The sequence below is a fragment of the Saccharothrix sp. CB00851 genome, assembly GCF_001905065.1.
Taxonomy (GTDB): Bacteria; Actinomycetota; Actinomycetes; order Mycobacteriales; family Pseudonocardiaceae; genus Actinosynnema.
The window spans coordinates 36,274-50,312 of the sequence record NZ_LWLC01000034.1; the positions used below are offsets into that span (position 1 = coordinate 36,274).

Annotated in this window: 17 protein-coding genes and 1 pseudogene; 14 read left to right on the forward strand and 4 right to left on the reverse strand. The window is 64.9% G+C overall.

All coding sequences use genetic code 11. The annotated features are described in order from the left end of the window. From A6A25_RS45175 to A6A25_RS28955, 8 genes and pseudogenes are all read left to right on the forward strand, one after another. Positions 1-362, forward strand: a pseudogene (locus A6A25_RS45175) (hypothetical protein); the annotation flags it as partial. An 80-nt stretch (positions 363-442) separates the two neighbouring features. Beyond that, entirely contained in the window at positions 443-1,318 is an 876-nt protein-coding gene (locus tag A6A25_RS28935; protein WP_241828974.1) for a hypothetical protein, read from the forward strand. 98 nt (positions 1,319-1,416) lie between these two features. Beyond that, positions 1,417-1,908, forward strand: coding sequence for a VUT family protein (locus A6A25_RS28940; RefSeq protein ID WP_073896138.1), 492 nt, complete (start codon positions 1,417-1,419; stop codon positions 1,906-1,908). After that, complete coding sequence (locus A6A25_RS28945) at positions 1,905-2,516, forward strand: deazapurine DNA modification protein DpdA family protein (protein ID WP_241828975.1); 612 nt, start codon at positions 1,905-1,907, stop codon at positions 2,514-2,516. The genes A6A25_RS28940 and A6A25_RS28945 overlap by 4 nt, the downstream gene beginning before the upstream one ends. A gap of 16 nt (positions 2,517-2,532) precedes the next feature. Continuing rightward, positions 2,533-2,811, forward strand: a complete 279-nt coding sequence (locus A6A25_RS46930; protein WP_443217073.1) for a hypothetical protein — start codon at positions 2,533-2,535, stop codon at positions 2,809-2,811. A 315-nt stretch (positions 2,812-3,126) separates the two neighbouring features. Next, positions 3,127-3,678, forward strand: coding sequence for a recombinase family protein (locus A6A25_RS43410; protein WP_143193477.1), 552 nt, complete (start codon positions 3,127-3,129; stop codon positions 3,676-3,678). Beyond that, complete coding sequence (locus tag A6A25_RS43415; protein ID WP_143193478.1) at positions 3,675-3,938, forward strand: hypothetical protein; 264 nt, start codon at positions 3,675-3,677, stop codon at positions 3,936-3,938. Before A6A25_RS43410 ends, A6A25_RS43415 begins: the two co-directional genes overlap by 4 nt. 62 nt (positions 3,939-4,000) lie before the next feature. Then, a complete protein-coding gene (locus A6A25_RS28955; RefSeq protein WP_073895550.1) occupies positions 4,001-5,866 on the forward strand; it encodes a recombinase family protein in 1,866 nt (621 codons plus the stop codon). Here the strand turns inward: A6A25_RS28955 and A6A25_RS44305 are convergent. Both A6A25_RS44305 and A6A25_RS28960 read right to left on the reverse strand, forming a co-directional pair. Next, positions 5,863-6,009: a hypothetical protein gene (locus tag A6A25_RS44305; RefSeq protein WP_158073836.1), complete on the reverse strand. Its 147-nt coding sequence runs from the start codon at positions 6,007-6,009 to the stop codon at positions 5,863-5,865. The two genes, A6A25_RS28955 and A6A25_RS44305, sit on opposite strands and share 4 nt — an antisense overlap. Positions 6,010-6,094: 85 nt before the next feature. Continuing rightward, a complete protein-coding gene (locus A6A25_RS28960; RefSeq protein WP_073895551.1) occupies positions 6,095-7,315 on the reverse strand; it encodes an IS4 family transposase in 1,221 nt (406 codons plus the stop codon). Between the two features lie 572 nt (positions 7,316-7,887). Between A6A25_RS28960 and A6A25_RS43420 the strand changes: the two genes are divergently transcribed. Both A6A25_RS43420 and A6A25_RS28965 read left to right on the forward strand, forming a co-directional pair. Then, positions 7,888-10,176: an NACHT domain-containing protein gene (locus A6A25_RS43420; protein WP_143193479.1), complete on the forward strand. Its 2,289-nt coding sequence runs from the start codon at positions 7,888-7,890 to the stop codon at positions 10,174-10,176. A 225-nt stretch (positions 10,177-10,401) separates the two neighbouring features. Next, a complete protein-coding gene (locus A6A25_RS28965; protein ID WP_073895552.1) occupies positions 10,402-10,956 on the forward strand; it encodes an HD domain-containing protein in 555 nt (184 codons plus the stop codon). Here the strand turns inward: A6A25_RS28965 and A6A25_RS28970 are convergent. Continuing rightward, complete coding sequence (locus A6A25_RS28970; protein ID WP_073895553.1) at positions 10,953-11,426, reverse strand: NUDIX hydrolase; 474 nt, start codon at positions 11,424-11,426, stop codon at positions 10,953-10,955. The two genes, A6A25_RS28965 and A6A25_RS28970, sit on opposite strands and share 4 nt — an antisense overlap. A gap of 10 nt (positions 11,427-11,436) precedes the next feature. Next, complete coding sequence (locus A6A25_RS28975) at positions 11,437-12,180, reverse strand: DUF5919 domain-containing protein (protein ID WP_073895554.1); 744 nt, start codon at positions 12,178-12,180, stop codon at positions 11,437-11,439. Positions 12,181-12,339: 159 nt separating this feature from the next. Between A6A25_RS28975 and A6A25_RS28980 the strand changes: the two genes are divergently transcribed. From A6A25_RS28980 to A6A25_RS28995, 4 genes are read left to right on the forward strand one after another with little or no spacing between them, the layout of a single operon-like run. Then, positions 12,340-12,792, forward strand: coding sequence for a hypothetical protein (locus A6A25_RS28980; protein ID WP_083668772.1), 453 nt, complete (start codon positions 12,340-12,342; stop codon positions 12,790-12,792). 15 nt (positions 12,793-12,807) lie between these two features. Next, on the forward strand, positions 12,808-13,005 hold the full coding sequence (locus tag A6A25_RS28985) for a hypothetical protein (protein WP_073896141.1): 198 nt from the start codon (positions 12,808-12,810) through the stop codon (positions 13,003-13,005). After that, positions 13,005-13,259 carry an AMED_5909 family protein gene (locus A6A25_RS28990; RefSeq protein ID WP_143193480.1) on the forward strand — a complete coding sequence of 85 codons (255 nt, stop codon included), beginning with the start codon at positions 13,005-13,007 and terminating at the stop codon, positions 13,257-13,259. Before A6A25_RS28985 ends, A6A25_RS28990 begins: the two co-directional genes overlap by 1 nt. A 40-nt stretch (positions 13,260-13,299) precedes the next feature. Continuing rightward, positions 13,300-13,971, forward strand: coding sequence for a hypothetical protein (locus A6A25_RS28995; protein ID WP_143193481.1), 672 nt, complete (start codon positions 13,300-13,302; stop codon positions 13,969-13,971). Positions 13,972-14,039 lie beyond the last annotated feature (68 nt).

Consider the following 14,039-nt stretch of genomic DNA (forward strand, 5'->3'; position numbering starts at 1 on the left):
CGGAACGAGCGCACCTGGCCACCTCCCCACCACCGTCCACTGTGGCTCAGTACAGCAGCTCTGGTCCAAACGCGACAGTCGACGACACCCCGACAGCAGCTGTCGCGCACGCTTGCCCTCATCCGGTCCAGCGACAGTGCGCCACACCACCAAGACCCCGACGGAAGGGGCTGGCCGAGGGCTGGGTCACCGGCCTTCCGCTGCCCCGCACCGCACAGCTCCGCGCGCTGGGCAACGGCGTGGTTCCCCGGCAAGCCGCCTACGCGGTGGCCCTGCTGCTCGACGACCTCGCCGAACTCCTCGACATCACCACCGACACCGACCACCGGTCGCCGACCGGGCAGGAGGTGACCGCAGCATGACCACAACAAGCCTGAAGGCGACCGATACCGGACCGGCCCTGCGACTTCTGTCCCTGGGCGCCGGAGTGCAAAGCACGACCGTGCTGTTGCTGGCGTGCGAGGGCGAGATCCCGCGCTTCGACGTCGCCCTGTTCGCCGACACCGGCTGGGAGCCGCGCGCCGTCTACGCGAACCTCGACCGCCTGGCCGCGCACGCCGAACGACACGGCATCCCAGTGCGTCAGGTCTCGGCCGGGAACATCCGCGCCGACGCACTCGATCCCCGTCACCGCTTCGTGTCCATGCCCCTGCACACCCTCAACCCCGATGGGTCGCGAGGGCTCGCGAGGAGGCAATGCACCAACGAGTACAAGATCACCCCGCTGAAGAAGGCCGCGCGGGAGCTACTGGGATATCCGCATCCGCATCGGGTGCCGCGCGGGGTCTACGCCGAGCAGGCCATCGGGATCAGCACCGATGAGTTCACGCGCGCAAAGGACTCCGGGCTGCGGTTCCTGCGCAACGTCTTCCCGCTGATCGATCTCGGCTTCGACCGGGCCCGGTGCATGGAGTTCCTCGCCGAACGAGGCTTCGGGGAGACCGTGAAGTCAGCCTGTGTCGGGTGCCCGTTCCACGGCAACGCGGGCTGGCGGTGGGTGCGCGACAACGACCCGGACGGCTGGGCCGAGGCAGTCGAGTTCGACCGTGCCATCCGCCACGGCTACCCGCACGCCACCACGCAAGGGCAGGAGTTGCGCGGCCAGTACTTCCTGCACCGCTCCTGCCTTCCGCTGGACCAGGTCGACCTCGACGCGCCCCCCAAGTCCAGGAGCAAGAAGCACCTGCGGCTGATCACCACCGACTCGGCAGACGGCGTAGCGGAGGACGGTGACCCCGATGGATGCTCGCCCTGGTCGTGTCGGTCCGGGGAGCCGGTCACCGCCGTGGATCACGGACACCGCGAGCGTGCCGCATGAGCGCCGCGAACACATCACCGCCGCAGTTCGTGTTGGTACCACGGAACCGGTGGGCACGAGTAGTGGGCTCGCGGCACGCGGGGTCCGCCACGGCGGCGATGATCGGATATCTGCTCTCGGTCGTCGCCGCCGCCAACGTCGCCTCGGTGCACTGGCCGCCGCTTGTCGTCGCTGGACTTGTCGTTCCGGCGGGCACGGTGTTCGCAGGAACGAGCCTGACGGCGCGCGACCTCGTGCACGACAGGCTCGGTGTCCGCGGAGTGGCCGTGGGCATCGCAGCCGGAGCGGGACTGTCAGCCATGTTGGCTTCCCCGCAGATCGCGGTGGCCAGTGTCGTCGCGTTCACCGCGTCGGAGATCGTGGACGCACTGATCTACACGAGGATGCGCGACAGCTCGCGGCTGGGAGCTGTCGCGGCATCGAACACGGGCGGCCTCGTGGTCGACAGCGCCCTGTTCGTGCCGTTGGCCTTCGGCAGCTTCACGGCCGTGCCCGGACAGATCGTCGGCAAAGGGGTCGCCACGCTTCTCACACTTGCCGCACTTCAGATCGCGAGCGTGACCGCCCACCGGGAGGTGACGCGCCCGTGAAGTTCTACCTGGGAACCCATCAACCGTCCTGGCTGGCGCGCGACCTCGGCGTGCCGTTCCTGGTCAGCCACCGACGCCTGGCCGGCCGCCGCACGCTTCCACGCGCGAGTAGTTCGTGGGCGCTGGACTCCGGTGGTTTCACAGAACTTTCGCTACACGGGCGGTGGCGCACTGACGCTGCTACCTACGTCAAGGCGGTGCGCCGCTACGCCACCGAGATCGGCAACCTCGACTGGGCCGCGCCCCGCGACCGCATGACCGAAGACCACGTTCTCGCTCGCACTGGTCTGAGTTTGCGCACCCACCAACACCTCACCGTCGTCGACTACCTCCGCTTGCGCGACCTGGATCCGGAGTTGCCGTTCATTCCCGTCCTTCAAGGACAGTCGATCACCGATTACCACCGGTGTGCGGACATGTACGAAGAACGCGGCGTCGACCTGACCGCGCTGCCGTTGGTGGGCGTGGGAAGTGTGTGCCGCCGCCAGCACACCGTCGAGGTCGAACGCATCGTCCGCTCGTTGGCCGCCCGCGGCTACAAGCTCCACGCCTTCGGCGCCAAGGTGCTTCGGCCTCGCCCTGTACGCCGACGCCATCGCCTCAAGTGACTCGGCGTCCTGGAGTCTGCGGGGGCGGCACGTTCCCGGCTGCACCTCCACCCACCGCAGCGAATCCAACTGCCTGCGCTTCGCGATGGACTGGCACACCCGGCTTCTTGCCGCCCTTGCCCCCTCGGCACCGGCGGAACCGCAGCCGGCTACCGCGCAGTCGGAGTTGCCGTCCAGGTCGACCGTCCCCGACGTGGCTGACCGACGGCGGATTCACCTCGTCGGCTCAACGAATCGAACGCCACAGGAACGGCTCGACCACCGCTCAGAACTCGCTCCGAGGTACGCGGCGTGACGCCCACCGGTCCGCTCCGTGTTCGCGAAAGCGGGCGCACAGACCAGAGCTGATTGGTCGCCGCACCGAGGCGACAACAAAACAGGCGGCACGGGTCCGCTCGGTACGCAACGCCGCCCAGTTCGCGCACGACGGGGCGAATACGCCTGGGGTGGGGGATCGCCCGCCCCAGGCGATCGAACGCCGTAGCGCGCCGACGCGAGTGCCGCGTCGCACCCCGCTTGACCGTCTCGGGCGTACGGAGCGTGGATACACCTACGCCGTCAAACCCGACGGCGCTCGAACACCAAGTGCTGTAAGAGAAAGGAGCGCGAGATGGCCGGTGACACCAACCCCGCTCAGCGCCCCACGAACCACTCAGGACACCCACAAGTCGCTTTCTACGGCAAGTGCGGAAGCACGAGAGACGCTCCGCTGTCGCTGTTGCGGCAACTCCACGCGGTCGTGACCGCCCTGCCCGAACCCATCACGATCTCGGCCTGTTTCGCCGACATCGGAGTGTGGAACCGTCGCAGCGACGGTGCACCGCGAGTCCTGTCGTTGGCGGGACATCGAGTGCACGGCGGTCTTGTCGAACTGCTCCGGCTGGCACATGACCGCGATCGTGGTTTCGACGTGGTGGTGTGCTTCGACGAGTCCCGGCTGCCCCGGCGGATGTCCGAGCACCAAGCGGTTCTCCGGGAGCTGGCCGAGTGCGGAGTTCACGTCGCCACCCTCACCACCACCGTCCCACAGGACTTCCCGGCATCGCCCACGTCGTCGCCGCAGGCATGGCCATTCGGGTCGGACTGGTCGACCGAGGTGCACAACCTGATGCATCAACTCATCTGCAGCCCGACAGCTGACCTACGGGGGGAGGTGCGATGACGAAGAAGCACGACGACGGCCGACGACGCCCGCCCGGCCGCAACGATGCGACAAGGCCGTCGTCCGCCGTTGGTCGGGGACGTCGCACGACGACCGCGCAACAGTTCGAGCCCGAAGCGCCGGAAGTGGTCTTCGACATCCAACTCCTCGACGGGCCCGATGGCCAAGCGCTCGCACTCCAGCAGGCACGGGTACTGAGGGAGGTGACCGAATGGCTGGCCCAGAACTCGTCCGCCAGTGGGCGGACGACCGACCAGTAGGCCGTCCCCGCAGCCCCTACCACCGTGACGACGACACCGGGGCCGCCGAACCAACGCCCCGGTTGCTGCGTTTCGCGTGGGCTGGTCGCACCTCGACCGACGACCAGCAAGACCCGACCCTGTCGCTGCCCCGGCAGCTACGCGCCTCCCAGCTCGTACTGCCCGAGGACGCGCTGATCGTCGTGAACTTCTACGACGTCGAGTCCGGCCGCAAGGACCTCGATGCACGCGGCCGAGGCACCGCGCACGAGCAGTTCGACATTCCCATCCCGCGCGATGGCGGCATTCAGGACCTGCTCGCCGAGGCCGAACGCGCCGACCGGCGTTTCGACTTCGTCATCTGCGAGTCCATCGACCGCATCTCCCGCCGCACCTACATCGGCACCGACATCGAACACCGCCTGGAGCGTGCCGGGATCCGCCTGCTCGCCGCCGACGAGCCGTTCACGCTCGCTGCACAAGGCACCGGCCGCAAGGCCAAGGTCGCGACCCAGCTGCTGACCCGCCGGGTCAAGCAAGGCATCGCCGAGTTCTACGTGCTCGAGATGCTGGAGAAGTCCTGGGACGGCTTCGCCGTGCACACCGAAGAGGGCTTCAACGTCGGCAAGCCCTGCTACGGCTTCCAGGCAAGACACGTTCCGCATCCGGTCCCGGCCAAGCGAGCAAAAGGACAGAAGAAGACCTTCCTCGAGCCCAACCCGGCCGAGGCCCCGGTCGTGAAGCGGATCTTCCAGTGGCGGCTGGAGGAGCGACTCGGCTACCAACCCATCGCCGACCGACTCAACCTCGACCTGACGACCAACCCGCCGCCCACGCCGAACACCCCGTCGCGAGCGGTCGGCCTGTGGACCTACTCCAACGTGCGCGACATCCTCACCAACCCGAAGTACACCGGGCACATGGTGTGGAACCGTCGCGCCCGCAAATCCGGCGGCAACAGACGCAACCCCGTCTCCGAGTGGATCTGGTCACCCGAACCCGTGCACGAGGTGCTGGTCGACCTCGACACCTTCATCCAGACCCAAGACGTCAGCGGCCACCGCTTCGGCTCCCGCACCGCCGCCGGACCCAACACCAAACACCCGCAGACCAAACGGTCCTACCTCTTCCGCACCTACCTCTTCTGCGACCTGTGCGGGCGGCGCATGGGCGGCAAGACCCGCAAGCGCGTCTACTACGCCTGCTCACCTAAGAAGGCATACGTCCCCGCCGGCCACCCGGCCGCCGGTGGCGTCTTCATCCGTGAGGACCACCTGCTGGAGAAGGTCAACGCCTTCCTGTCCGACCACGTCTTCGGCGACTACCGTCGCCAACTGCTCGACGCCAACCTCCGCCACCTCGACGCCACCGTGGCGCAAGAGCGTGAACAGCAAGTCGCAGGGCTCCGACGGGCGATCGCCGATACCGATGTCAAGATCAAACGGACGATCCGCAACTTCGAACTCGTCGACGACCCCGACGAGGACTTCGTCCGCGACATCAACGAGCGGCGCGCCGAGCTCCGGGCCCAGCGCGAGCAGTTGGAAGTGCAGCTCGCTGAGGTGGAGCAGCGCATCCTGGCCGCGCCCAACCCCGGCCTGCTCGATGCGCTCCCCGTGATGAAGATCGAAGTTGACCAACTACCCGAGGAGCTGGCCCGCGCCCTGTTCGAAGCCCTCCGGCTGGAGATCCGCTACAACCGCGACACCAATACCGCCACATGCCGGGTCACCCTGACCGGCCCCACCATCACCGCCGCCAGCCGGACCGCCAAGGACGCGGCGGTCATCTCGCTCGACGATGCACGGCGACGCCGTCAGCAGCGCAAACAAAAGAATACGGAACAGGACCGTCACCCATCGGGTGACGGTCCTGTTCCCATCCTTGTGGTGCCCCCGGCAGGATTCGAACCTGCGACACACGTTTTAGGAACAATACCAGTGACTTAGAGTGGTTTGCGCTGCTTGTTGGCGGAGACGGTGCGGTAGTGCGGTGCGATCCGGACTGCGTCGGCGGGGTCGCGGGTGGGTTGTGGCCAGGTCCGGTGCTCGGTGCGTTTGAGCTTGTAGTTGGACATCTTGCGTTTGACCACGCGGGGGTTGCGGCGGAGTCGGCGTTTCGGCAGGAGTCGGGCGAGGATTTCGTGGATGCCGTCGAGTAGGGCGTGGGCTAATCGGTCAGGGGGAAAAAGCGGCCTGCGCGGTGGTCTGGCGGCGGGCCAGGCGCAGGCCGCGGATGAACGAGAGCCGGTCGGGATCGAGGCCGGCGTCGGTGGCGGCGGTGTGCATCAGCGACCGGATCGCGTGGTGCACCAGCAGGTGTGCCCAGACCTCCTGCTCGACGCCGTCGGGCGAGCGTGAGCGCAGCACCTGCCCGGGACCACGTTGGTGGGTCTTGAGTTCGTCCAGCGCGGTCTCGATCTCCCAGCGTTGGCAGTACAACGCCGCCAACTCCTTCGCCGGGGCCCTGCGGTGGTCCAGGATCGTGGTGATCAACCGATACGGCGCGTCGTGTTCGGGGCGGGCGAGATCGTCCAGTGTGTACTCCACGACCCGGACGGTCACCGGATCCTTGCGGCGGTAGTGGTCGTCGGTGGCCACGATCTCCGACAGATACGACCCGTCGGGCAGCTCTTCCCGCACCGGCAGCACGATATTGGCGCGCACCCGCCACAACAGGTCCGCTCCGTTCGCGGACGCGGCCCGCCACAGCGGCAGTCCGGCGAACCCGCGGTCGGCGATCACCAGGTCGCCCGCGCCCAGGCCGGGGAACAGGTCGTGTGCCAGGGTGGCCTCGGCCTTGGTGATCGGGCCAAGCGTGGCCGCGACGATCGCGTGGGTGCCGCACTCGGCCACCGCCACCACCCGCACCTGCGGAAACGCCGCCCGATCACCCCGCGCCGCCGCCCTGCCGCTGCCCGGCCGACCGAACCGTTCGGTGTTCTCCGGCGTGTCGGGCGCGTCGAACGTCGTGCCGTCGACGGCAAGCACCCGCCAGGTCCGATACCACGACCCACGCGTCGTCGGCCCCGCCAACGGCTTGGCGACCTGCTCGAACAACGCCTTCAACGGCGCCGCGCCCAGCTTGACCCGGGCCCGGGAGATCGCCGCCGTGGTCGGCACCCGCCACGGCTTCGACCACCGCGCCGCCCACGACAGGCCCTCGGTCAACAACCGGGCCACCTCTTCATAACCCTGACCGGAGAACAGACACATCGCCAACACGAAATAGACCACCACCCGCGGCGGCAACAACCGGTCACGCTGCCCCTCCCGACCGGCCTCGGCGATCACCCGATCCACCAACTCGGGCGGAAACGACCTGGTCAACAACCCAATCGCGATCCGATCCGACAACCGCGCATCCGTCTCGGGCTTCACCTGCCCAGGCCGTGGCATCCAGCACCTCCAGAACCCACAACCTACCCGATCAACCCTTAAGTCACCGGTATTGGGTTTAGGAAGGCGCGTGGCCCAACCCTGCGGTCACGTCCCCTGACCTGCGCCGAAGCGGCACCCCGTCGCCCACGTCCACGGGGCCATTTCGCAGTGGCTTCGCGGTTCGCGCTGAGGGCTCCCAGATAGCCCGACCCTGCCCGATGGCAAGACGGCGAAGCCGTCGCGGCAGCCGATCGCCATGCCCAGCCCACCCTAGCCGCGTGACCGCGCGATCGTCCCGACCGGCGACCCCCGGAACTCCGTGGCCTCCAGCTCGCCATCACTCGCGCGCCGCCTCCGGACCACGTGCACCGACTCCGCGCCCGGCCGACGGGCGGAGCGAAGCGGGAGCCCGGCGTGCCGGGATGCGGGGAGTCGGTGCCAACGTGCGTTCCGGCCAGTCGCGCGCAGCCGCAGGCGGCGCGCGCCTTGATCCCGTAGAGCCAAGTTCGGCAAGTAACACGCAGTGTGACTTAGCCTATATGTCTAACACCTACAGGTGTCCCCCGTTTAGGTGAGGAAGCTTCACAATGGTGTCTGAGGCGCAAAGGCGCGAGAAGGCGTTTGAGCAGGAGGTCACTCGGGTCGCGCGCTGGTTGTATCCCGACACGGACGGTGACGGGGCGATCATGTTCAATGGCCAAGAGCGTGATGGCGTATTCGTCAACGATGATGTGGCTGTAGCGATCGAGTCCACTGTAAGTCAGACTCGAGGTAAAGCGTTGAGTGACGCGCGTAAGCTGGACGAGCTATGTCTACATCTGCAAGACAAATATCCCGGCCGAGAGGTAAGAGGCTACCTGGTTACCAAGACTGAGCCAACAGCTGAGCAACGAACGGCTGTTCAAAGTGTCGGAAACCAGCTTGTGAGCATTATTTCGTTCGAGGTATTCAGAAACCGTTTATTGAACGTATCGGACTACCTTAGTCACAGGCGCGAGTCTTCTTTTGGCAGCGCCCGTGACCTGGTAAATGGATCATACAAAGACATCGGTGAATACTTTCCGATGGACTTTGTCGACGTTCGCGATAATGCTCAAACAGTTTCATATCGACGCGTGGTCGCACAGGTAAGGGCGACGCAGCGAGTGGTCATCTCAGGTGACTATGGGGCTGGGAAAAGTATGACCTTGCGTCAAGCTTTCTTCGACCTTGCCGATAAGTACGGAATAGATGGCGAAACACATTTTCCCATTCATATCAGTCTGCGAGATCACCACGGGCAAACTGACCCTGTCGAAGCCCTGGAAAGACATGCGCGATCCATAGGTTTCAGGCGTGCTGACCACTTGGTACGAGCGTGGCGCGCCGGATATGCACATATACTATTGGACGGTTTTGACGAGATCGCGCCAGCGAACATCGGTGGTGGTTATTTCGAGAACGAACGAAGTGCGCGATACTCAAGCGTCGAGCTAGTTCGCAGATTCGTCAGGGATACGCCTAATACGGTAGGTGTTTTGATTGCCGGACGGAAGAACTTGTTCTATAAGGCTTCTGACCTGGAAGAAGCCTTGGGTCTCAACGAAGCAGCCGTTATGCTCAGCGCAACGGACTTCACTGACCAGCAAGTTTCTGACTACCTTTCGCGGCAAGGTTGGGTAGCCGACATTCCTGCGTGGCTGCCGCCGCGTCCTCTGCTGCTCGGTTACTTGGCGACCCAAAATATTCTCGAGGAATTCGTCAGGAAAGATACACTCGACGCGCCGGAAGGGTGGGATCTCCTCCTGGCGAGGACCTTCGAACGGGAATCGAATATTGAGGGCGGCGTATCGGGCGATCAGCTCCGGTCCGTCTTCGAAAGACTGGCAACCAAGGCACGAGCGACTGGAAGTGGCGTAGGCCCGGTCTTCCTAGAAGATATCAGGCAATCTTTTCGCGAGGTCGTAGGCTATCCGCCAGATATCCGTCAAGATGTTTTACTGCGGCGACTTCCATGGTTGGCGATTGAAGATCCGAAGACGGAATCTAGGAAGATTATGGATTCTGTCTTGGCCGATGTTGCTCGTGCTGGAGATGTTGTCAAATATGTATACGATCCATATAGCACTAATCTGCCTTCCGAAGATTGGCTCCAACTTCTTGAGGAAGTGGGCATAAGCTCGGCCGCTCACCGACTCGGCGTCGAAGAGGCTGGCGCCGGTCTAGTAAGTACTGCACTTCGATATGCAGTCAATGGCCATGGTGTAGCTCCGCCTCTTGCTGCCGACTTGTTGGCGATCGCTCTAGAACTCAAGTCCAACATAGCTGGCCCTATCTATCTAAGAGGGCTAACGGTAGCTGACTTTGTAGTCCCTGCCGGCGTAGATCTTGCGTCGGTGCAGTTCCAAGACTGCTTTTTCGGCCGGCTCGAAATAGGAAGTGATCACCAAGCTATACCACAATTTTATGGTTGCGCTTTTCTGCAGGTCGAAGGAGTTCGGCAGCAAGAAGATCTGCCGCCGGACAAGTTTGTGAACTGCGAATTCGATGACTTCCTGATTTCGAGTGCTACTACGGACTCTCTGCTAGAGTTGCCATATTCGCCATCTGTACTTGCTGGCTTAGTCATCCTCAAGAAGTTGTACGTGCAAGCTGGTGCTGGAAGAAAGGATAGTGCCTTGCGTCGCGGCATGCCGCCGCAATACTATCAAGTGGTTAATAGTGTAATGGGTGTTCTTGTGGCAACTGGTCTCGTGGTCAGTACGCGTAGAAATACCAGCAAAATCTGGGTTCCGATCCGGTCGCAATCAGCTAGAGTGGCGAACATCCTCGATGCCGCGATTACCGGTGACTGGCCACGGGATGAAGACCTGATTGAGCGCCTCGCTGCCCTGGACTAAGGCGGCCGAATTTTTCACTGCGACTTACACGGGGAGCTCCGTGCATCATCTCCTGATCGCTGAGTCCGAGATATACACTCGGTGAGTCTGAGATGTACACGAACTTTCTCAGAGTAGACCTTCGGCGACATCTGATGTTTTGGGTGTAGGCGCGAAGCGCGTGCACCATGACCGTGGCAGGGCGTCAGCTGTTGTGGTGACGTTTGACTGTCTAGGGTGGGGGGCGTGGATCTCGTCGCATGGGCTTACTCGGTCGCTGAGGACCAGCTTGCTGGCTCGTTGCCTCGACGATGGGCGCATGTGCAAGGTGTTGCGATGCGGGCCGAGGAAGCTCGAGGGCTCTTCGTCGGGCAAGACCAGGAACTGCTGACGGCGGCGGCTGTGCTGCACGATGTGGGGTACGCGCCTGATCTGGCGTTGACTGGATTCCATCCGCTTGACGGTGCTCGCTACCTCGACCAACAAGGCTTCCCGGAACGGCTGTGTGCGCTTGTGGCACATCACTCGTTTGCGTGTAGGGAAGCTGAGTTGAGAGGCCTATCAGCGGAGCTGGCCTCGTGGGAAGACGAGAAATCCGCAGTGCGTGATGCACTCTGGTGGGCGGATATGACGACCAGCCCGGACGGTCAAGTGACGACGGTGGTAGATCGGCTCGCTGAGATCCATAAGCGCTATGGTCCGGATGACATCGTGACCATGTTCATCGGGCAAGCTGAGCCTGAGTTGGTTGCTGCCGCCGAGAGGACAGAGAAGCGCCTACGAGCGATCGGGCGCGGTTAGATGGCGAAGTAGGGAGCGGTCCGCGGTTCGAAGCCGTGTTCGATCCGGAGGCGGATCGAGGGGTGGATGTTGAGGGCTTCGAGGTCTTCACGGGCTACCCAGTGGACTTCGCTGGACTCGTTGCTTGTGCGCAGCTCGCCCCCGATGGGCTGAGCGCGGAAGCAGATGGAGAACTCCTGGCGGACTTCGCCGTCCGTGTAGGAGATGACGTGGGCCGGGTCGGAGTAGACGCCGATGATGTCGGTGGGGTCTACGTCGATGCCGGTCTCTTCCTTGACCTCGCGGATGACGGTGTGGCCGATGGTCTCGCCTACGTCCTGGGCTCCGCCGGGGATGGAGTAGAGGTCGTTGTCGGTGCGGCGGATCATGAGTAGGCGGCCTTGGTCGTCCTGGACGAACGCGGTCACGGCTACGACGATGTTGGTCGCCTTGGGGGCGTTGGGGTCGTTGTAGTGGTCGGTGCGCGCCATGTCTCCCTGCCTACCACTTGGGTGGCTTGGCGTCGTCCCAGACGCCCTGGAAGCTCTCGGCGTAGGTCTCGAAGAGGTCGCCTCCGGATAGGCGGCGCAGGTGGAGGACTGGGGCGTGAGCTGCCATGAAGCCGTGGACGTGGGTGTTGACCAGCATCTCGTCATCGAAGCGGTAGATCGAGTTGTAGAGCGTGGTGCGGTGGCAGCGGATCTCGGCGTGGCCGGTGTCGGCCAGTGGCTTGAAGAACGCGAGGGCGTTGCGGACCTTGGCGGCGAGGGTGCCCTTGCCGATGCCCTCTTCCTCGCTGCGGCGGGCTACCTCGCGGCTGGCTGGGTCGCCCAACAGTAGGCGGATCTTGACGCCTGCCTCGGCCTTCTGGCGGAAGGTTTTGATCAGGCTCGGGTTGTCGGTGAGAAACATGCCCGAGTAGATCAGGATCGAGATGTTCATCCGGGCCTGGTCGACCAGGTGGGACCACTGCTCCTGGGGGACGGAGTGGCGGTGCGGGTAGACCTGCACGACCTCCGATTGGGTGATCTCCTTCTTGGCATCCGGGGCGAGTGCGTTGGGCCAGAGGTAGGTCTCGGCCTCCCGGACCATGGCCGCGATGGTGCGCCGGTGGCGGGGGTACGGGGTCCGGTCGAGGTTGATCCATCGTTCGACCGTCTTGGGGTCTACGCCGGTGGCTTTGGCTACCTGGTTGAGGTCAAAGCCGTTGCGTAGCAACGAGTCTCGTAGGCGTTGGTTCGGCATGGTTCCCCCTATGGAACGAGTTGGGACGTCTTCAAGCTACCAAGGACGTCTGTAGTTGTCCCGCTATGCGGTGCTGCCGTCCCGTATTTCTGCCGAAAGTGGTGGGTGTCAAGGTGCTGGACAGAGGGTCCAGCCGACACCGACGTCAGGAGAACGGCTGTGGCGATCTCGGGTGGGAGCAGGCTCCCCACGTCGCACGACTTCGTCTTCCCACGTGGCGCGCTGGTGATGGGCGTGGAACCGGTGCTCAAGTTCCAGTCCGCCGAGGAGCGGGCGAAGGGGTTGCCGGTGCAGCAGGAGACGGACAAGGAGACCGGCCTGTTGGTGTGGTCGGTCCTGGTGATCGACCAGGCGGCGGAGCGCAAGGCAGAGGCTGCGGTGACGGTGAAGATCGCGGCTCCTCACCAGCCGGTTCCGCCGGAGGCGATTCCGGGCACCGACGTGCGGCCGGTGGTGTTCGAGGGGTTGACGGTGACGCCGTGGATTGACGACAAGGCGTGCCGGGGGAGCCACGGCGGTGAGCGGCACAGGTGCCGGGCGAGGCTCGGGTACAGCCTGCGTGCGACGGGCATGAAGCCGGTTGTGGTCAAGTCCGCGTCCAAGGCCGCGTGACCCCCGGTGGCTGACATGGTTCGTCTGCATGTCACCGCTGACCTGCCGATTCGGGTCGAGCCGCTGGTGTTCGCGGGGCGGGTGGAGATCCGGCTCGGCAACGCGTTTCCTGCGGTGCTGGTTGTTGATCGGGATGCACTGCCACGTCTTGCGGAGGCGCTTGCCGAGGGACAGGCCGCGCTGGGCACCTCGCCCGAGGGTGGGGGTGCGTGATGGGTCGCACGAAGAGGGCCGATCCGTGGGCGGCTGCGTACGCCGTGACGTTGCTCAAGGACGCGCACGAGGCGTTGACGCATCTCATGCCCGCCCCAGACGCCCCGGCGGATGCGTGGCGGCAGTTCTACCTGCGGTCGGCGGAGGTGTACGCGCGGGTCGCGGAGGTTGATCGGGGTCATCACCACGAGGCGCTGTACTGGGCGAAGCGCGAGCGTGCCAAGGCGGAGGGGGCTGTTTCGGATGAGCGTTGATCGGGCTGTGCGGCGGGGCCGTGGTGGGGTTGGTGGCGGATTGGTCCGCGTGGTGCGGGACGGGTTGCCGTTGGCCGAGCTGTCCGATGCCGGGTACACGCCGTTCATGTTCGAGGCGGTGATGCGGCAGCTCGTCGGCTTCCCGCACGACGTCTGGTCGGTGCGGGCGTTGGAGAAGGCGACGAAGATGCCGTACTCCGCGGTGCGTCACATCTGCCGTGATCTGGTCGACCTCGGGCACCTTGCGGTCGATGAGGGGACGTTGCAGGGTGCGGTGTCCGTGCACCGCCATCGGCTGTCGCCGGAAGGGCTCGCCTACTGGGGCGGGCCGGTGGTGGCGCACGACTGGCTGCATGACGCGGACGTGTGGCGTGATCCGCGAGTGGTGCCGGTGATGGGGTCGCGCCTGTCGGCCGAGGACCGGGCGCAGGGCGAGGTGGTGGGTTACTCGCTCCCGGTGCTGTACCGGGTGGCTGACGCCTTGGTGCTGGTGCCGTCACGGGAGTGGCGCATCGAGGACTTGGTGACGGCGGCCGGTGCGGCCGAGGAGATGGTGCGTCTCGCCTGCCTGGACCTGGTCGCGGCCGGACACGCCTCCGCGCACGAGTGGCGGGAGGACGGCGGGGACGAGCGCGAGGAGACGCGGTTCAAGATCACCCTCGGCGGTCTCGCGGCCTGGTTGCGCTGGATGCCCGACCCGTTGGACTACTAGCTAGCCAGTGGTGTGGGCGGGCATCGGATGCGGCGGTGTCCGCCCGCACTGTCGAGTGACAACTGAAG